At 62.6% G+C, this 19791-nt stretch carries 17 protein-coding genes; 1 reads left to right on the top strand and 16 read right to left on the bottom strand.

The annotated features are described in order from the left end of the window. Positions 1–35 precede the first annotated feature (35 nt). The 10 genes from FJ423_RS16215 to FJ423_RS16160 all read right to left on the bottom strand — a co-directional run bounded on the left by FJ423_RS16215 (position 36) and on the right by FJ423_RS16160 (position 12006). Complete coding sequence (locus tag FJ423_RS16215) at positions 36–1646, bottom strand: MDR family MFS transporter (RefSeq protein ID WP_140843004.1); 1611 nt, start codon at positions 1644–1646, stop codon at positions 36–38. Between the two features lie 141 nt (positions 1647–1787). Then, complete coding sequence (locus tag FJ423_RS16210) at positions 1788–3092, bottom strand: HlyD family secretion protein (protein WP_246680173.1); 1305 nt, start codon at positions 3090–3092, stop codon at positions 1788–1790. A gap of 1217 nt (positions 3093–4309) precedes the next feature. After that, complete coding sequence (locus tag FJ423_RS16200; protein WP_140843000.1) at positions 4310–4747, bottom strand: CBS domain-containing protein; 438 nt, start codon at positions 4745–4747, stop codon at positions 4310–4312. A gap of 37 nt (positions 4748–4784) precedes the next feature. Then, positions 4785–5195 (bottom strand): cupin domain-containing protein, encoded by a 411-nt coding sequence (locus FJ423_RS16195; RefSeq protein WP_140842998.1) that lies wholly within the window; start codon positions 5193–5195, stop codon positions 4785–4787. An 89-nt stretch (positions 5196–5284) separates the two neighbouring features. Continuing rightward, a complete protein-coding gene (locus FJ423_RS16190) occupies positions 5285–6121 on the bottom strand; it encodes an alpha/beta hydrolase (RefSeq protein ID WP_140843178.1) in 837 nt (278 codons plus the stop codon). A 493-nt stretch (positions 6122–6614) separates the two neighbouring features. After that, a complete protein-coding gene (locus tag FJ423_RS16185) occupies positions 6615–7376 on the bottom strand; it encodes an SDR family oxidoreductase (RefSeq protein ID WP_140842996.1) in 762 nt (253 codons plus the stop codon). Between the two features lie 851 nt (positions 7377–8227). Then, positions 8228–8644 carry a VOC family protein gene (locus FJ423_RS16175; RefSeq protein WP_210239562.1) on the bottom strand — a complete coding sequence of 139 codons (417 nt, stop codon included), beginning with the start codon at positions 8642–8644 and terminating at the stop codon, positions 8228–8230. Between the two features lie 116 nt (positions 8645–8760). After that, the gene (locus FJ423_RS16170; RefSeq protein WP_140842992.1) at positions 8761–8973 is read right to left on the bottom strand and encodes a (2Fe-2S)-binding protein; all 213 of its coding nucleotides are present in this window, start codon (positions 8971–8973) and stop codon (positions 8761–8763) included. Between the two features lie 61 nt (positions 8974–9034). Then, on the bottom strand, positions 9035–9952 hold the full coding sequence (locus FJ423_RS16165; protein ID WP_181174807.1) for an MBL fold metallo-hydrolase: 918 nt from the start codon (positions 9950–9952) through the stop codon (positions 9035–9037). A 737-nt stretch (positions 9953–10689) separates the two neighbouring features. Continuing rightward, complete coding sequence (locus FJ423_RS16160; protein WP_140842987.1) at positions 10690–12006, bottom strand: integrase family protein; 1317 nt, start codon at positions 12004–12006, stop codon at positions 10690–10692. A gap of 352 nt (positions 12007–12358) precedes the next feature. Here FJ423_RS16160 and FJ423_RS16155 point away from each other — a divergent pair, with 352 nt between their 5' ends. Next, positions 12359–12562, top strand: a complete 204-nt coding sequence (locus tag FJ423_RS16155) for a hypothetical protein (RefSeq protein WP_140842985.1) — start codon at positions 12359–12361, stop codon at positions 12560–12562. Positions 12563–12721: 159 nt separating this feature from the next. Here the strand turns inward: FJ423_RS16155 and FJ423_RS16150 are convergent, their stop codons facing one another. The 6 genes from FJ423_RS16150 to FJ423_RS16125 all read right to left on the bottom strand — a co-directional run bounded on the left by FJ423_RS16150 (position 12722) and on the right by FJ423_RS16125 (position 19749). Next, entirely contained in the window at positions 12722–14122 is a 1401-nt protein-coding gene (locus FJ423_RS16150; protein ID WP_140842983.1) for an NAD(P)-dependent oxidoreductase, read from the bottom strand. 390 nt (positions 14123–14512) lie between these two features. Further along, on the bottom strand, positions 14513–15403 hold the full coding sequence (locus FJ423_RS16145) for an adenylate/guanylate cyclase domain-containing protein (RefSeq protein WP_140842981.1): 891 nt from the start codon (positions 15401–15403) through the stop codon (positions 14513–14515). Between the two features lie 200 nt (positions 15404–15603). Continuing rightward, positions 15604–16518, bottom strand: coding sequence for an anti-sigma factor (locus FJ423_RS16140; protein WP_140842979.1), 915 nt, complete (start codon positions 16516–16518; stop codon positions 15604–15606). Continuing rightward, on the bottom strand, positions 16505–17077 hold the full coding sequence (locus FJ423_RS16135; protein ID WP_140842977.1) for a sigma-70 family RNA polymerase sigma factor: 573 nt from the start codon (positions 17075–17077) through the stop codon (positions 16505–16507). Before FJ423_RS16135 ends, FJ423_RS16140 begins: the two co-directional genes overlap by 14 nt. Before the next feature lie 471 nt (positions 17078–17548). Beyond that, entirely contained in the window at positions 17549–18934 is a 1386-nt protein-coding gene (gene chrA, locus FJ423_RS16130; protein WP_140842975.1) for a chromate efflux transporter, read from the bottom strand. Beyond that, on the bottom strand, positions 18934–19749 hold the full coding sequence (locus tag FJ423_RS16125; RefSeq protein WP_140842973.1) for a sulfurtransferase/chromate resistance protein: 816 nt from the start codon (positions 19747–19749) through the stop codon (positions 18934–18936). Before FJ423_RS16125 ends, chrA begins: the two co-directional genes overlap by 1 nt. Positions 19750–19791: the final 42 nt, after the last annotated feature.

The following is a 19791-nucleotide window of genomic DNA, read 5'->3' as shown; positions in this document are numbered from 1 at the left end:
CTCCGGCTACATTCCATCTCGTCGATCGGAGCGACTTAGTGGGCGCCGCCGGCCGTAACGTGGCCGGGTTTCTTCAGCAGCAGCACGGCCGCTAACGCGATCGTCAAGCTAACGCCGAGCAGGAAGAAGGTGTCGTTGAAGGCCATGATGCTGGCCTGTTGGCGGACCCTCAGCGCGATGGCGATAATCGCTTTATGTGCCGCGAGCGCGTGGTCATTGGCGCCATGCGAAAGGAAGTAGGCGGTGAGCCGCTCGATGCGGGCGCGGGTTGCTTCCTCGAACAGCGACACCGACTGTACCAGCACGTTCGAATGGTACTGCTCGCGCTTGGTGAGGAAGGTCTGCAGCAGCGCGATGCCGACGGCGCCGCCGAGGTTGCGGGTCATGTTGAACAGGGCCGAGGCCGAGCCGGCATTCTCCGTTTCGATGCCTGATGTGGCGATCGCCGAGAGCGGTGCCAATATAAGGGCCTGGCCGATGGCGCGCACGATGTTCGGCCAGAACAGCTGGTCGCTGGCAGACGCTCCAGTCATGTGAATGTTCATGAAATTGGAGGCGGCAAACAGGGCAAAGCCGATCGCGATCACGAGACGGATGTCGAAGCGCTGCATGAGGCCCGGCACCAGCGGAATCAGTACGAGCTGCGGCAGGCCGGTCCAGGCGAGCACCAAGCCGATCTGCTCGGCATTGTAGCCCTGAATACGGGCGAGATAGACGGGTACGATGAAGACCGAGCCGTAGAGCGCGACGCCAAGCAGGAAATTGGCGAGGACGCCGAAGCCGAAGTTGCGGCGGACCAGCAACCTAAGATTCAGCAGCGGATGGCTCGAGGTGAGCTCGATCCAGACGAACAGCGTCAGCGACGCGGCCGCGACGATCGCCAGCCGCGTGATAAAAGACGAGCCGAACCAGTCGTCCTTGTTGCCTTCCTCGAGCACGGTCTGCAGCGCGGCGAGCCCGAGGGCCATGGTGGCGATGCCCGACCAATCGCCCTTACTAAGCAGGTCAAGCCGCATCGGCTGGCGGTCGAGCGAGAACCACAGCATGCCGACCATCAGTGCGCCGGGCACAAGGTTGACGTAGAAAATGTACTGCCAGCCCCAGTTCTCGGTGAGATAGCCACCGATGGTCGGACCTATTGCCGGCGCGAACGTGGCCGATAGTGCGAACAGCGCCAGGCCGATCGGCTGCTTGGCTTTCGGCAGCTGTGTTATGACAATGGTGAAGGCGAGCGGGATGAGCACGCCGCCGGTGAAACCCTGGATCGCTCTTAGAACGATCATCTGACCTAAGTTGGCGGCGAATGCGCAGGCGACCGAGAAGGCGAGGAACAATACCGCATTGGTGATCAGATAGGTGCGCAGCGAGAAGACCTGGGACAGCCAGCCGGTGAGCGGGATCACCACAATCTCCGCAATGAGGTAGGACGTCGAGATCCAGCCGCCGTCGTCGATGCCGGCCCCAATCGCCCCCTGGATGTCGGCAAGCGAGGCATTGACGATCTGGATGTTGAGCACGGCCATGAATGCGCCGAGGGCAGAGCCGACCACCGCCACCCAGACCCGCGGCGAATTGGCGGTACCATCTGTCCTGGCGGCGTTCTGGGCCTGGGCCGAAGTTGGCAGCGAGGAGACGACGGTGGTCATGGCTTCGGCTCCTCGAGCGCAGGGAAGAATGGGCCTGACAGCCCGTGTCGATCATCGCGTACACGGTGGAAAGGCTGTCATTACGCACCGTCGGATTGTCGTTTCTGGTAAGCTCGGCTTGACCTGAAGCTCGGCGCTTTTCTACCGGGTGTCGTCCGCGGCAGCCTCCGAGTTCCGGGCGAATGTATTGGTCTGGGCGAACTTGACTGCTTCAGCCAGCACGGTTGCCTTGGTGTCGATGGTCGGCTCGACGGACATGCCGGACCTGAGCAGCCCGATGAATTCGTGATCGTCGATTGCGATCCTCACTGGGATACGCTGCACGATCTTGGTGAAGTTGCCGGTTGCGTTGTCGGGCGGCAGCAGCGCGAATTCCAGCCCGCTCGCCGGCGACAGGCTGTCGACGTGCCCCTTCAGTTCGACGCCCGGGAAGCCGTCGACGGTAATGCGCACCGGCTGACCGTCGCGCACATGAGCGAGCTGCGTCTCTTTGAAGTTGGCGACGACGTAGACGGCATCCATCGGCACCACAGCCATCAGCTGCGTGCCTGATCCCACATACTGCCCTGCCCTAAGCGTGCGCGCGCCGACCGTGCCGTCGACCGGTGCCGTGATCGTAGCGTAGGAAAGGTTCAGCCGGGCCTGCTCAGCGGCTGCCTCGGCACGGTCCTTTTGGGCCACGGCACTGTCGCGCTCGGTGGCGAGCACGTCGATCTTGGCCTGTGCGGCAGCCACGGAAGCCTTATCGCGTTGCAGCCCGGCGACGAGCTGGTCGGCTTGGGCGCGGCTTGCTTCGGCCTTCTGGGCAGTGCCAGTGCCGCTCTTTGCCAGCGTCGTATAGCGGTCGGCGTCGGCGCTGGCGAACGTCAGCGAGGCCTGCGTTGCGGCGACCGTGGCCTTTGCCTGCTCGATCAGCGAATGCTGGAGCGCAATCTGCGCATCGAGGTTACGGACGGCTGCCTCGGCGGCCTTGACCTCGGCATCTGCCTGAGCAAGTGCGGCACGGAAGTCGCGATCGTCGATACGGGCGAGAACCTGCCCAGTCTCGACTGTCTGGTTGTCATGCACCAGCACAGCGGCGATATAGCCCGAGATTTTCGGCGCTACCGTCGTGTAGTCGGCCTTCAAATAGGCGTCGTCGGTCGACTCCAGGTACTGGCCCGTGGTCCAGTAACCGTGCCCCCAATAACCGCCCGCAGCTGTGCCGGCCAGAAGCGCGAGCGCGAGCGCCATGCGCTTGAAGCGGCTGCGCCTGGATACCGGCGCGGTGATGCCATCGGCAGCAGTCGCCACGTGAACTGCCAAGGGGCCTGGCTGTTTCGCCGAAGGCCGCGCCGGTTGTTCGACGAAAGCCGCCGGCTGCTGCTCCGGCACGGCTGTCTCGGTTACGTTGCCGAAGCTCGTGGTTGCGGGCATTTCTGACATCTCATCCGTCCTGTCGTTCATGGCGCTTTCCGCGAGGGCTGCCGTTGGACCGGCGATACTCGGCAGCAGCGCCCGACTGCCCTACATTCGCCCCTGGGCACTGGTAGCACCTGCTTCGATTCGACCATGATGGCGCGGCGAGCACAGGCCGGTCCTGCGCCCCGCATGTAGTTAAGCTCGGGCCTGTAGAGCGGTGAAATGAATTCGCGGACCGCAGACGCCAGCTGCATGAATGCAGACATCGCAAGGGCGGTCCGGACAATGAAGGCTGGCGCGGCAAGGTAGGCGCGGTGCGACGGCATTCCAATGAGACTACGCATAGCTTTCCTCCATCAAGGCTGTGTAGCCAGTACAGAGCAGAATGCGCCGACCCGTCCTGCGAACCTATTCTACGAGAGTATCTGTGACCCGATGCAAAGGTGCAGGATGCATGCGCCCCTGAGCTTGGAATCGAGTCGCGACAGGTCCAGTACCGCAGCCTTGGCGGCGCCTGATTCCACCGTTCGTGCGGATCGCTATAACGTGCCGGACGAACACATGATTGCCGGAGCGGCGGTCGGAGGAGCCGGTGAATTTGAAGCTCGGCGGAGCGCAATCCTAAAGAAGGGCTCTGACATCGCGAACTTGGACGAGTTCATCACGCGCGCCAGGCCGAGCCCGGCAGGTCGCGGCCACGACGCGGCGCAGCGGTACTGCATGGCGAACAGTTCGCCGGCGGCGAGGCAGCGACGGAGCGACAGCTGCCGTAGGACTGGCGCTGCCTGCCAAGATTCTCGGACCGTCGACGCTTCTGTGCATCGCACGCAGATGGCCCCCTGAGCAGCCAGTCATGACAGGCGACAGGCCGGGCATCTGCGTGCTGCACCGAAGGGGTTTTTTCCCTGGCGCGGCACCGAGTCTGGCAGATTTTTATGTGTTCGTGATGCCGTTCTGGGCCGAGAGCGTCAAAGTTCACGCCTCCGCCACCTTGTTGCACCGCGCCCCGCGCGGCGAACCGGTCGGCCGTGCAACCCCTGATACGGCGAGAGGGTTCATTTCAAGGGATGTTGCGCTAAGGCCGACCCGGAGAATAGCGATATCTCACTCTGGCTTCGGCTCACGATGCCGTTCGCTTCCTCTCCAGGTCGACACTGTCGGGTCTGAACGATACCACTGCCCTGAGCAGCGCGAGATGATCGGCAAAGCTGCAAGTGATGGACTATATTTCAGTGGCCGGCAGTTCCCGTTACGGAGCTCAGCTAGCGATATCCAACACCCGTGACGTAATTGAAGAGCATTTGCTCCTCCACCTCTTCTTCACGGAAAAGAGCTCTCATCGCATCGCGTATGTCCAATATGCCGAGAGGCTTTGCACCGGCGTCGAGCACGGGGAGGTTTTGCAGGCTTCGCGAAGCCATCGTCTGGTAGACGGTGTGGAGATCATCCTGCGGACCGCATGACAGGATTGGGCTGGTCATGAGGGCCGAGGCCAGAGGCGCCGGCGATCCCGGGCTGGTGAGATGGCGGATGAGGTCAGATTTGCTTAGAACGCCTGCCGCCGCTCCATTGTCGTCGCACACAACGACAAGGCCAATACCGGGCTGCGAAAGCGGCAAGGCGGCGGCTTGCACCGCCGCGTTGCCGTCGATCACCATCAGGCGAGCCCTCGTCATCGCGTTGAGTTGTTCGATTTGCATCAAAGTCCTCCGAAAGATCGCCTTGCTTATGTCGAGCTCACTTTTCGACTGTGGTCAGGTTGGTGTCGTTCGTATCGACAACGAATACGGCAAGCATGCGCGCGGGTTCCGTCTTGCTGGCATTCTCCTCGAAGGTGTGGTGATCACCCGGAAACTCAGAAAAATTTTCGCCGGCGCGATATGTCTTCACCGGACCGTAGTTGACCTGAGTATTGATTGTTCCCTCGAGGACCGTGGCATAGATGAAAGCCGATTTTGCGTGAGTATGCGCCTGGGAACTTCCGCCAGGCCCATATTCGACGAGCACGCCCTTGATGCTCTTGCCTGGCACGTTGGGCAGAGGCTGGTCGTAGACCAGCGTGGCCTTGGGGCCGTGCGAATCGTCGGCCAGGGCGCCGGTGGCGGAGATGGCTGCGACGGCAGCGATGAAGAGGGTCGTTCTGATCATTGTCTTGGCTCCTGTTTGTGAAGGGGGATCGCCGGCCGATGGGAGGGCCGGCCGGCGATCAGGCTCTCGCTGGGGGACGCGGCGCGAGCCTACGACCTGATGAAAGCGAGCAGGTCGGGATTCACGGTGTCGGCATGGGTCGTGCACATCCCGTGCGGGAATTTCTCGTAGACCTTGAGTGTCCCGCTCTTCAGGAGCTTCGCGGACAACAGTGCCGAGTCTCCGATCGGAACGATCTGATCGTCATCGCCGTGCATCACGAGCGTCGGCACATCGATGGCCCTGAGATCTTCGGTGAAGTCGGTCTCCGAAAAGGCCTTGATACCGTCATACTGCGCCTTGGCGCCGCCCATCATCGCCTGCCGCCACCAGTTTTCGATGACACCAGGAATTGGCTTCGCGCCCGGCCGATTGAACCCGTAGAAAGGACCGCTTGCGAAATCGAGATAGAAGTCCGCGCGATTGCCGGAGAGCGCCTCGCGCAAGCCGTCGAAAACTTCGATGGGCAGGCCGCCTGGATTGGCAGGCGTCTTCACCACGATCGGAGGCACGGCGCTGATAAGCACGAGCTTCGCGACGCGGCCCCGACGCTGACCATGCCGCGCGACATAGTGGGTAGCTTCGCCGCCGCCGGTGGAGTGACCGATGTGGACCGCCTCGCTCAAGTCGAGATGCTTGACCACGGCGTCAGCATCGGCGGCATAGTGATCCATGTCGTGACCATCGCTCACCTGCGCCGAGCGGCCGTGGCCGCGTCGATCATGGGCGATGACACGGTAGCCCTTGTCGAGAAAATAGAGCATCTGCGCATCCCAATCGTCGGCGCTCAGAGGCCACCCGTGGTGGAATACGATCGGTTGGGCATCCTTGGGACCCCAATCCTTGTAGTAAATTCCCGTGCCGTCGGTGGTTGTGAGCATGCCCATGCCTGTTGCTCCTTTGCTTGGAAGGTTTTGGTGCTTCGGCCCTGCGGGTGTGCTTCGGACTAGACCGGCTACAACCACTGCGGCACTAAATGAGACATCGCGGTGCGATGCGCGATGATCCACACGGTGTTCGGCGTCGCCGGCATCACGGGGATGCTTGCGCTCATCGCGCAAAACGAGTTTGCCATTGCTTCTGCGACCTCGCATGACGGCTGTTCTGTCAGCCATTCCCATATAGCGGCCAATAGTCAGCGTTTCGATGTAACGTTCAGCCTCCCAATCTTCGATCCACGGGCCCGCTACGTATTTCTCGTCATTGTAGACGTAAAATCCAGAGTAGCCGTTGCTGTCAGCTTGCTCTTTTACATGGTATACCATTTCATTTTCCTACACTTCTCACACGCCGGCCTGCGTAACTGAACAGAAAGCGGTTCATCTTAGTCTTCCGTTCACTCTCGTTCGATCCTGGCCCGCGCGGCGCCCAGGCCGAGTATCAATGCCCGCTGGGACGAGAGTGGCTGAACCAGTCTTCGAAGCGCGTTGTACCGAGCCGCGGATGGTTGCTGCTTGGCACAAGTGAGCGGTCGTCCAGCTCTGTGCCAAAATATCGCGCGTGGGGATCCGCGGTTACCTTGCGCGGATCGTTCGCAGCCTTCAGGAACCGTGCGACCAGATCGCTCATGCGGACCGGCTCCGGGCCCGCGATCTCGATGACGCCGTTGACCGGCGGCGAGAGCGCAACATCGGTCATGATGTCCGCGACGTCGTCGGATGCGATTGGCTGAAAATAGGCACTCGAAATTGTTGTGGTGTCCCCGACCGTTCCTGACTGGGCGATGCCGCCCAGAAACTCGAAAAACTGCGTGGAGTGGACAATGGTGTAGGGAATGCCGGAACCTCGGATGAGCTTTTCCTGAGCCATCTTGGCGCGCATATAGCCGCTGTCAGGCAGACGCTCGGCGCCCACGATCGAAAGCGCGATGTGGTGCTTCACGCCTGCCACCTTTTCTGCCGCGAGCAAGTTCCGGCCGGAGGTCTCGAAGAACTCCAGAACGGCCTTGTCCTCGAAGGAAGGCGAATTCGCCAGGTCGATGACGGTCTGCGCTCCGGTGAGCACTTCGGCGAGGCCTTCGCCGGTAATCGTATTGACGCCGCCGTTCGGTGACGCTGCGAATACTTCATGACCCTTCCTACGCAGCCTCTCGACTGCTTTCGAGCCGATCAGCCCGGTGCCACCTATAACCACGATCTTCATAATGAACCTCCTCGTTCGTGTTTCAGGATTGTCTGATCGAGCGGCCAAAGGCCCATCGCTTCAGTTGTCTTCGCTCCAGACAATGCATCGGAGCTACAGGTCCAGACTATCGAACGGAAGCATCTGTTATCTGATGCGAAGGTCTAGGATAGATTCACCCGTAGATTGGGGACACTTGTCAGCAAAGGGACGGTGTCTCATGCTAGCCAACCGACAAGCCGTCAGGGAGCGGTTAGAAGGCCGCATTCAGCAGCGAGTTCGGCAGAGAGGGCCGCTTCGGCCAACGCCAAAATTGAACTCCTCACCAAGATGCGGCGCAAAGCTGCCTTTCGCGTCGTGGAATACGTGCGTCCGCTTCGGGTCAGACTTTCCCGTTCCCACAGCGCTTTGCCGCACCGAAACAGGTCATCACGCCCAACACTATAGAAAACATCGCAGGGTTCACGAGTGCGGGGAAGACGGTGGCGCTCAATCGAATCGAACCCCCGCGCACTTTGCAGTGCGACAGCGCCGTGGTGCATTTCGTCAATTCCGCGAACCCCTGCCGCTCGACCAGTTGTTCAAACTTATGTCGTCGTTCTTGTTCGGCCCTGACCTGACAAGCGCTCCGTACTTCCAGAAAGCCGCCCGGCGGCGGCCGAGTCAGGATTGGAGGACCGCGCGCGGCCGCTGCAGGATGCCGCACACGCGCTGTCGATCGCCTCGTCCATGAGGCGGCGGATGGTGCGCACGCAACGGCCACACTTGGGCCTGCAGCTGAGACAGCCATAGACCTGACTGATCGAACCCGTAAGCGCGCCAGGTTGGCGGATGGTGGGTTGCCGACCGGAGTTGCCGGCCGGTGACAGCGTTCAGCCAGATAGGTCCTCCGGGCGCTTCACGGCGAGCTTGCCGTGCGGCAGTCCGGTGGACTGGCCGACCTCGATGAGGTAGCCGTCCGGGTCACGCATGTAGCAGCGGATCTCTGCTCCACGATCGATGGGGGGCGTGACAAACTCCGCCCCCTTTGCCTTCCATTCCTCATAGCAGGCTTGGATGTCAGCGACCCGCAAGTTCAGGAAGATCGAGGTGTTGTTACCGGGCTGGTAGTCGACCACTGAGATGCCCGGCTTGTCGCCGGTAGGCGGCCCGCCGGGGTTCATGATGATCCACGAATTGGACAGCTTGACCATGCACGGGTTCTCGTCCAGGACGACGGTGCCCCCTAGGACGCGCGAGTAGAAGTCCCGGGACCGGGCGACCCTGCGCACGGTGATGAACAACGTCACCAGAATGCCCTCGGCTGGCGCGGGCAGGTTGGCGAAGTCGATGCGGGGGCGGAGTCTGTCATGGTTGCTCCATTTCGGCAGCGTTATTCCCAGAAGGCCGGGTGGCGGCGGCCGCGTCAGGATTCGGAGGACCGCGCGCAGCCGTTACAGGATGCACACGCGCTGCCGAGCGCCTCGTCCATGAGGCGGCGGATGGCGCGCGCGCAATGGCCGCACTTGGGCCTGCAGCCGAGACAGCCATAGACCTGACTGATCGAGCGCGTCCGCTTCGCGTCGACGGCGGAGCGGACATCCTGATCGCTCAACACATTGCATGAACAGATGATCATAGCGCGATGGTTCTCGACGGCGACCTTATTTAGGCTGGTTCGGACCTCACCCGGCGGGCGGTCAGTAGTCCCAGACGGCCGGTACGCAGCGAAAGGCATCGCCGTCGATCGCCACATGGCAGACGGACGGGAACGGCAGGTGAGTGGCTACCAGCGGCTCGCGGTTCGCCGCGAGCTCCCGCATAAGACTGACACGGACGCGGGCCGCCTCCTCGGGGTCGTGTTCGAAGCCGTTGTGCCAGTCGGGATGGTCGAACCCGACCTGGAACACGAGGTCCCCGGCGAACGTCAACCGGTCGCCGCCGGACGCTAGGCGGACCACGCTGTGCCCGGGGGTGTGGCCGCCGGTGCGACGGGCGACTACCCCCGGCGCCACTTCGTGCTCCTCCTCGAACGGACGCAGCTGGCTGCGGTACTCGTTCACGAACTGCTTGGCTGCCCGCCGAAGCGCGTCCGGGAACCCCTGCGGCATCGAGACCCGGGAGAAATCTGGCGACTCCCAAAACTTGAGCTCAGCTGCTGCCACGTGAATCCGCAGGTCCGGACTCAGCTGGTCCTTCACTCCGTCGATGAGCAGCCCGCCAATGTGGTCCATGTGCATGTGGGTCAGCACCACGTCGGTCACTGATGCGAGATCGATGCCGGCGGCCTCCAGTCGATGGATCAACTGCCCGGCCCGCGGCAAGTGCAATTCCGGGTCCGCCCCTAGCCCAGCGTCGACGAGTATGGTCTGACCGCCGCTGCGCACCACGACCACGTTCAGCGGCCACTCGAGCATCTCCGGCGACAGGAACTCGTCCTCCAGCCAGGCTGCCCGGACCGCCGGGTCAACGTTGTATGCGATAGTCGGGGATGGAATTGGTAGGATCCCATCGCTGACAACCAGCACGTCAATCTCGCCGACCTTCAGCGCGTAGCGCGACGGAACGAGTTCGTCGGTTCCCGGTCGACCGGAGTGTGAAATGTCCTGCAGGCTCATGTTTGTCTCCTGTTGATCGTCTTTCCCACGGCCGTATCGGCCGCCTCCGACGCTGGCTTCCCGTGGATTGGCACGTGCCTCCATGGACGGCCATCCGGCGTCTGCAGAGGAGATTGCGCCGCCGTGGCCTGCTCGACCATCAAACGGAAGTATCGGTCAGGCAATGCGAAGGTTCATGGCGGACCCGTTGCAAGCGATGCGGCAAGCAGGAGGCGTATAGCCACGAGGTATCCTTGGCTAGGTTCTGGCTCGGGGAGCCAGCGCGGCGAGCCGATGTTCTATTCCTACGCCTATTCGGTACCGCACGGATTCTCCGACCGGCCCGTCGCGCCGAGCACGGTCCGCTTCGAGCGATCCCTGGGCGAGCTTCTGCTCCCATACGAGGTCCTGCGGACCACCGTAGGGCCCGAGGGCCACCTCATGGCGTTTATGCAATTGACCTAAGAGGCGGTGGTGGAGACAGCGAAGTGGGATCGCCAGGCGCTCGAATGTGGCTCGGCGTCCTGCGGGTACCATGTAAGGTGAACTCCTGAACAGGTGGGGGTCGACCGGTCTCGGTGGTCACGTCGATCGCCAGCAAAGGAGGACCAAATGAGAAATTCCGCGGCTGAGCGGTCGGCGGGATCATCGCCGGCGCCACCCGAGGGGGGGGTAACGGTGGCAGGGCGGCTCGGTCTTACGTCCGTCGTCACTGCCTAGTGAAGTGAAATGCGGAAATACTGAAACCGCAGCTTGGCCTAATCGTTGCCGCTTATTAGATCAGAAAGTAGGCGCCTACTTGGAAGTGCGGGCCAGCAGCAAACGAGGGGGTTCATGTGCTTCCCTCGCGACCGACCAGCTCCGAGTATCTGACGTGAGATGGCTTCCTGCTGCTGACGCAGATGGTCGCTCATCAGCTTGTTGCGTGTGATGTAGCCTGCGTTAACGCCCGGGATCGAGTGGTTCATCAAAAGGTGAACGTCGAGTTCCGCGACGCAGGCGGCCTGGGCGATCGTGCGGAAAGTCTGCCGCAGGTCATTCCCCCATTTCGACAGATCGCTGCGTTTCTCTTTGTGTTCGATGATGTGACCGCTTTCGCTATCAGCCGGGAAAAGCCATTCACGCGATTGCTCGCCATAGAGAGCCCGACCGATGCGCAGCACTCGAACGAGACAGCGGATCATGGCGTTCGAAAGAGGGATGTCGAAGGCTTTGACCTCACCACCCTTCGGCCGGGGAATGTGCAAGACACGGACATGAAAATCGACATGCTCGACCCGCGCCTTCCTGATCGCTTCAGGGCGATGGCCTGAGAGCAGCATGAACAAATGCAATTCGCGCCGAACAGGGTTCTTCAACGCCGTGAGTTGAGTGAACCACTCCTCTAAATCCGAAAGGCCCAGCGCGGAATTGCGCCGATGCTCGGCATTCCAGTCTACGGCTGAGACTGGGTTGTCCGCAGGCAGCGTGCGGGCGGCCTTGCGAGCATGGTTGTAGACGGCGCGCAGCGTTCGCATGCACCCATTGGCGATATAGGCGCCGTTTTCCTTGGTGAGTTTCTCATGCCGCACGGTCACAAGCGAAGGATCGTTGCCCAACTTGGAAAGCGGCTCGTCAAGCCAATCGGCCAACAGCCGCTCGATGTGATCGCGATAGTTGTTGATCGTTCCATCACCGCGACCTTTGTTCTTCATATGCCCGTCGCGATAGCGTTCCCAGGCGATGCGCAGCGTAGGGTTTGCAATCGATGGCAGATCAACCGCTTCAGCATCGCCATCCCGCTTGCGCGTCGACGCGCGGGGGTCAACACCGTTGGCGATCTTCCCGAGAATGTCCTTGGCCTTCGCCCGCGCCGCGCGCGTTGTGAGGTCTCCAACTTCGGCAACCTTCATCCGGACGGAAAGACGCTTGCCCGCCTTCATTCGATCACCCTGGACGACGAACGTTTTTTTCCGTTTGCCCACGAGCACCATGAAGCCCGGAAGGTCGGTGTCCCGAGCAAAATATTGGCCCGAAGACGCCGGCTGGAGACTTGCGACGGCGCGGTCTGTAAGGGCGATTCGAAGGTCTGTCATGAAATTAGTACGGGATTAGTACGGCAATTGCGTCGTGTTGCATCTGGATGTATCTGCTGGTCTGTCTACGCTACCATAGCCGCGCAGTGCGAAAATTACAACAACTTTAATACGTTAGCGGCCGAGCAATCGTAGAACGACCGGCATTGGCAAACAACAGGAAAGGCCGTCTGACAAATTCCTAATCTGTAGGTCACAGGTTCGATTCCTGTCGGGATCACCAACGAAATCAAGGGGTTGGGATATCAGATCGGCGCAATTTCATGTCGCGCCATGTTGGTGGCAACTTATGCGACATAGAAAACCGACGGCTGGCGAAGCCGAAGGACTGACATCCGTAGAGGCTGCGTACTTGGATAAGTGGCTCGCCAAGCGCACGCGACCTGTTTCGGTTCGAGAACGAGTGATCGGGTTAATCGTCCCAACCATGATGGCCGCAGCTATTGCGCTGCTGATCTATTGGGGTGGCGGCGGATTCTCGCTCTACGTGTCGCTGTTCGTTGGCTGGATCGGCTCACTGGTGGTAGGGCTTCTGATCCAGCGCCCTAAGGCATGAGCGCACGCGACCTGAAATCGGCCAAGCCTGCGGGCTGGTCGAGAGCTTTCGGGGGGCCATTTGATCCGACGCGCCGGTTTCCACCACGGCGTGGCCCGGATCGCTCCGCCACCAGGAATTGCCGAAGGCAAGCGTGCCGGCCGTATACGACGGTGGGCATCAGAGCGAAGTGAACGGCCCCGAAAGATGGTGCCTGCGCATAAGTGTGGAGAGACGGTTCGCGGCCTCGGCGAATGTCTCGCCTCCGGAAGCGATCAGCGCCGGTCTTTCCTGTTCGGGCGCAGCCAGGACGCGTTCCCAGAACGCGGCGACGACGGCGCTCGACCGGGCGAGATCGGCGGCCACGGCCTGATCGGCGGCCAGCGCCGCCAAATGCCGAGATGTAATGCCGCCGATGCCGGGCGGCACTTTCGCTCCCATGTCGAGAAAGCCCGGAGGCAGCGATCCTTTCAGATTGTGGACGCGATGCTCGACGATGGCGGCGTAGATCTGGTCGACAGCCTGCTTGGCGCCGGCGACACGGGAGGGGTGGTCGGTGTCGGCCGCGGCGTGAGGGAGGAGTTCCAGACGCTGGCCATAGGCCTCGACCAGTCTGAGATAGGGCAGCATTGGTCCCGAAAGCGTGCTGCCGTCCTTGAACAGGTCCGCATCGATCGCCGCATGGGAAACGCGCCCTGACGCCAGCGCGCGCTCCAGTGCTGCCACATCGACCAGCTCGCCGCGATCGTAGTTGATGAGCACCGCGCCGTGGTTGAGGAGGGAGAGGACTTCATCTCCGATCAGTCCGGCATTGGCGTATCGCTGCTGGCCGGCATCGAAGGGACCGAGGCCTAGGTGGACCGAAAGCGCGTCGGCGCCGCGCGCGGCGTCTTCCATGGTCTCGGCATAGTCGAAGCCTTCCGCCTCGATCCATTTTTGGTGACGGGGCCGCGCATGGATGGCGACCCGCATGCCGAAGGCCTGGCCGAGCCTGGCGAATTCCCGGCCGATATTGCCGTAGCCGATCACCGCCAGCCTTTTGCCTTCGAGCTTCTCGGTCGGATAATGCCGCAGATCTTTTCCGGTATCGAACTGCCCGCCGGCGACCAGGGTGTTGAGCCTGTCCACGGGAAGATCCGGCCTGACTTTCAGCAGCGCCTTCATGGCCATTTGCGCGGTGGCGCGGCTGTTGATGCCGGGCGCGTTCATCAACGGCGCTTCGCCCCCTTCCCCGCTGCCTCCGCCCCATGATGCCGAGCCCATATTGCCGGTGCCGGCGCCGATGCGCACGCCGCCGAGGCGGAACCTGGTCTCCGCTGGGATGAACGTCGCGGCGGCGATGACGGCGTCGTAGCGGCCGTCGCCCGCTTCGGCCAACAATTCGTCGCGCGTGCTCAATTGAGGTTGGTAGAAGAAATGCAGCTTGCCGCGGTCAAGGGCGCCGGCCTTGGCGATGCCTGTCTGGTGGAACACGCCACCCTTGGCTTCGATATAGGCCTTGACCTCGCTGTGGTCGGGATTGCCATCCGCGCCAAAGCGCAGCCCGACAAAATCGCAGATCAGAATATTGGCTGATGTCATGGAGCGTCGTTTCCCTGCAGCTGTCTCCAGTTACTCCAATCCGTGATCCGATGGATCGCGCGAAACGGCATATCCGGGTCGCAAGCGAGAGATCGCCGTAAGGAAGTTAAAACTTGTCGGCTCTGAAAGGTGAGAACCCGCGAAATGGCGCAGGCGCAGAAGAACAGGCTCGCGCACGACGCCGGCCTGGTCGGCGTCAACCATATGTTCCGGAGAAACCGACAACGGTTGGATCGGGCATGCGCGTTCCTCGGAAGCCGGCGCCGGATCTAATTTCTATAATTTTTATAGATTCTGGCTTGTCTTAGAAGGAACGATCCGCCTTTCGAGGGCTCCTCCCCGAACAATTTTCTATGGATCGGACTGATCGTGGCCAAATGCCCGGCCGGGTCAGCCTGAGATAATTTCGTAGTGAAGGATCTGGGCGTCGCCGAGGGACGATCTGCGTCCGGGCGAGATGACGCCGGAGCCGAAGAGAAGAATATCTTCGCGGCGTATGAACACTTCATGGCCGGGTCCCATCGACACAAATGTGCCCGACGAGCTTCGCTCGAGAAGGCGCGCTTTACCATTCGAAATGGTGAAGGTCGCGTGGTGCCTTGAAACCCAGGGCCGCTGGACGACGATATCGCATTCCGGAGATCGGCCGATCGTCACCAGTTCGTTGTTTCGGCAGGATCGCGACTGATCTCCATAATGGATGATCAGATTGACCTGCGGCGGCGGGGCAGAGCGCCTATCGACAAAGGTACCTCGGTTGGCGATGTGCGTGCTGAGGGCCTCATTGTCGCTTCGCAGCGTATAGACATCGAAGAGTTCTTGCTTGCCCTTGAAGGCCATCTTGTCGAGGAGCCGCAAGGTACTGCGGCTGCCCGCGGAAAGGGCTTCGAAGAAGTTCTGGCTGATCAGGACCTCCCCGGGGTTGGCCGTGGCGGACAACCTTGCGGTGACATTGACAACGTCGCCGAATACCGCGTCCCGCGCGCGAATGACCGCCCCGAAATGCAATCCGATCCGGGCGATCAAGGGCTTTTTCGACAGTTGATGGCTGATTTGGCAGACCGCCATCAGCGCCGCCTCCGAGCTCTCGAACAGGCTGAGCACATCATCACCCTTCGAGTAAATGAAGTCGCCGCCGTGTTGGGCGACGATCTCGCGTATCGCGTCGAGGCAATCCGAGACCTGCCGCAAAGCGGCATCGTCGCCGATGCGCTCATAGAGCGGCGTGCTGCCCACGACATCAGCCAAGAGGACCGCGGCTAAAAGTCTTTCCTGATCCATCGACTCGTATCCGCCCGAGAATGCAGCGTGTATAACATACCAAAGTCGACTTTGATTTATCTACGTGCGCGCCAAAGGGCCGGCGCAACTGGGCAAGTGCTTTGGCGCGATTATCTCGCACGGACAGGCATCTGCCTTCGCTCATCCCGCCAAACGGGTTATCGGCCTCAAAAAAATAGCGGCGAAAGAAGTTTTGTTCACTAACCCGGGCTACCGGCCGCCGGATTGGCGATGATCGCCGCCCGGAAGCGGGCGACGAAATCGTCCAGCGCCGGGCGTTCGGCATCCGAGATCGCCCAGTAGGAGAAGGCATCGTCGGTCCAGTGGACCAGCAGGAAGCCACCTGCCGACAGATCGTCCGCCACCGGCACGGATTTGGCGTCGTTCTGCCGGGGTTCGGCCACCAGCGTGATCAGATGCTCGTGGTGACGATAGACCAGAGCCGGCATCGGCCTGTCGCCGATCACCTCGACGCGTCCGCCAAGCAGGGCGTAACCATCCTTGGCCATGTCGGGCGCCGCCGGCGAGACGCCGATGCGGCCGTCGAGCCATGGCTTCACCGTGTGGCGGTCGGACGAGACGATGTCGACCGGGGTCGCCGCGAGCAGGCTGCGGCGATGGCCGTTGGCGACGGCCACGGCAAAGCTGTCGGACCCATTGTCCGCCGTCGCCAGCCACTGCGTCGCGCCGCTGGCCAGAAACGCCGTCAGCACGATCGAGGCCGCCATCTGGCGCCAGTCGAAGGAGTCGAACCAGCGTGCCGCGCGCGGCCGCAACTCGACGACATTGCCTTGCTGCTGTTGCGGCTGTGACTGCGCCTTCACGGCCGTGGATTGGACGACTTCGCCGGCCCCCCTCACCTCGGCGATGGCCGCAATGCGGGCCAGGAAATCGTCGCTGACGGTCGGACGCGGCACATTGGCGACAGCGCCGCGCAGCGCCACCAGGCGCGCATGTTCGGCGGCAAGCTCCGGATCGGCGGCCATCCGCCGCTCGACCGCCAAAGCGGCTGCGGCATCGAGCTCGCCATCGACAAGGGCGTGGATCATCAGCTTCATGTCCTGCGGGTCTTGCGGCAATCCGTCCTCACGCGGGCGATTTTCATGCGGGCTCATGGTGGCGCCCTCCAAGTTCCGTCATCAAGAGGCCGCGGGCTCTCGCCAGCCGCGACATCACCGTGCCCTGCGGCACGCCCAGCATGGCGGCGATCTCGCGGTAGCTGAGACCGTTGATGTCGCGCAGCACAAGTGTTTCGCGGAAGGCTTGCGGCAGCCTGGCGATCGCCGCTTCCACCGCCGCCGAATTGGCCTTGGCGATCAGCGCCGCCTCCGGGCTGTCGGTGTCAGTGTCGGGCGGCGGCGACACGTCGTCGAGATCGGCGAGGTCGCCGACGGCGACCACGCTGCGCGGGCGGTTGCGCGCCATCCATGTGTAGGAAGCGTTGCGCACGATGGTGAGCAGCCATGCGCGGGGGTTTCCCCCAGCGAACCCGGCAATGCCCGCATGCGCCTTGAGGCAGGCCTCCTGCACCACATCCTCGGCGTCGGCTTGATTGCCGGTCAGCCAGCGGGCAAGCGACAGCGCATCGCTAAGATGCGGCAGCACCACTTCGGCAAAACGCGCTGCCAGCATCTTTTCGCTCAACACCGTTCCGCCGTCGGGCGCTCCCGCCATGGGTTTGCCGCCCTCAGCGGGAGGCGACGATCTGTCCCTGCTCGTGTGGGTGAAGATCGCGACCGCAGGCGATGGCGCCTGCTTCGAGGGAGGAGAAGGCATTGGTGTCACCGGAGTCAAGTGTCTCGGAAGCAAGGCGTGCCTCGGAAGAGGACGGCGCATCGCTGGCTGCAACGGGGCGGTCGCCGTCATGGTCGTGGATCTCGATGGTTGCGATCGGCAGGGATCACGGCCGGCGTCGGGGCGGTATCGCCCGGACCGGATGCGCCCGGCTCATCCGCTCCAGGGGACGCCGGCGGCTGACGCCTTCGCCCTCTTCAGCCCGTGCGTATTGGTCTTCTCGCCGCTTCATGATGGTCTCCTGCTGTTGCGCACAAATGGCGCATGCTCTGGAGACCCGCAGACCGCGCGGTTTATTCCCGGCCGGTCGGCTTTTTCGTTAACGCCAACTTGATCGAACGGCGTGCGGGCCTACAGCGCCTGCAGCGCAAGCCCCGCCAGCGCCGATCCCGCCAGCGTCGGCAGCATGCCGAGTTTCAGCCTGAACATGGCGACCATCGCCGCCGCCGACAGCAGCGCGGCGCGCCAGTCGAGCGAGGACAGGACCGGCACCTCCACACCCCAGCCGACGCTTGCGACCTTGCCGAAGACGACATGCAGCGCGAACCACAATGCAAGGTTCATGATCACGCCGACGACTGCCGCTGTGATCGCGCCCAGCGCCGCTGCCAGCGCCTTGTTCTGCCTGAGCTGCTCGATGTAGGGCGCGCCCAAAAATATCCAGAAGAAGCACGGGACGAAAGTGGCCCAGAGCGTCAGCGCCGACCCGAGCGATCCGGCAAGCAAAGGATTGATTGCACCGGCATGGCGATAGGCGGCGGCGAAGCCGACGAATTGCAGCACCAGGATCAGCGGCCCGGGCGTCGTTTCGGCAAGCCCCAGCCCGTCGACCATCTGTCCAGGCGAAAGCCAGCCGAACGAGGTCACCGCCGCCTGTGCCACATAGGCGAGAACTGCATAGGCGCCACCGAATGTGACCACGGCCATCAGGCTGAAGAAGCCGCCGATCTGCGTCCACACGCTACCCGGCCCCGCCAGCAAGGCGACCAATGCTACAGGCCCCAGCCAGAGCGGCAGCCAGATGGCGATGGTGCGGGCCGCATGCCATCTGGTCGGCACGGTGTGGCCGAGCTCACCGCGCTCGAACATCAGGTCGACCACGCCTTTGATGTCGGCGACGCTGCCCTTGCCGTGTGCCGAGCCGGAAAACAGCCGTGGCGCAAACCGATTGCCGATCCAGCCGATGAGGCCTGCCGCGAGCACGATCAGCGGGAACGGCACTCTGGCGACATAGATGGCGAGGAAGGCCGCCACCGCGATCACGATCATGGCCCGGTTCTTCAGCGCCCGCTTGCCGATGCGGATCACGGCTTCGACGACGACGGCAAGCACCGCCGCCTTGACGCCGAAGAACAGCGCCTCGACGACCGGTGCATCGTTGTAGATCATGTAGAAGCTGCTCAAGCCCAGCATGACCAGCGCGCCCGGCAGCACGAACAGGCTGCCGGCGACGAGGCCGCCTGCCGTCCGATGCAGCAGCCAGCCGATATAGACGGCAAGCTGCTGCGCCTCGGGCCCGGGCAGGAGCATGCAGTAGTTGAGCGCGTGCAGGAACCGCTCCTCGCCGATCCAGCGGCGCTCCTCGACCAGTTCCTTGTGCATCAGCGCGATCTGCCCGGCCGGCCCGCCGAAGGACAGCAGGCCGATCTTTGCCCACAGCCGCGTCGCCTCGCGAAAACTCGGCACGGTCGGGACATCGACCAGCGGCGCGGCGTCGTTCTTGGCGAGTACGGTCATTACGCCTTGCCTCCTGCCGGCCAGTTGTGCGTCTCGTCCGCGGCATCGCGGCACCAGCGAAAGAAGGCGTCATAGAGGAGCATGCCGGCTTCGAGCTGCTCGAGGTCGTCGCGGAACATGCGCGAGAGGCCGAGCGAGGCGGCGAGGAACCCGGCCGCCTGCGGCACGAGGTCGAGGCGCGCCGTATCGGCGCCGCGCACGATCAGCGCCAGGCGATCGAGCGCTTCGACGCGCAGGCCGAATTCCCCGATCATCGTATCGAAAGTGCAGCGATCCCCACGATGGCTCCAGAACACGCCCTCTATGTCGAAGGGAACCGCTGCGAAGCGATCGGCCACAAGAGGCACCTCGGCTGGATCGACGAACAGGAAAACCGCCTCGGGATCGACGAAGCGGCGGATCAGCCAGGGACAAGCGATGCGGTCGACCTTCGGCCGCGAACGCGTGACCCATACGGTGCGGCCCTTCTCGTCACGGAGCGGGATCGCACCGGCGCTGACCAACGGCGCCCTGGCGGCGACCCAGGCCTCGAAGCCGCCTTCCAGCGATTCCGCCGGAATATCTTCGTGGCGCAGCCACGCGGCAACGCCTTGCGAGAGTTTCTGCCCCCTCTGGCAGATCACGACGACTTTGCGTCCCGAAAATTCCGACGCCCAGCTTGAGACAGTCCTGAAATCGCGCCGGCATGACGTCGGCAACAGGCGCGGATCGGCTTCATAGTCCTCGTCGATGCGCACATCGACCAGGCAAGGCGCATCGGGCAAGCCGACGAGACGGGAAAGCTGCGGAACGGTGATTGCGGTTGTTGACGGCATAGCGTCCACCTCCTGAGCAAAGAGAGTTTGGACGCGATCGTT

It is taken from the genome of Mesorhizobium sp. B2-8-9, assembly GCF_006439475.1.
GTDB lineage: Bacteria > Pseudomonadota > Alphaproteobacteria > Rhizobiales > Rhizobiaceae > Mesorhizobium.
This window is presented reverse-complemented; position numbering and strand designations above follow the sequence as displayed.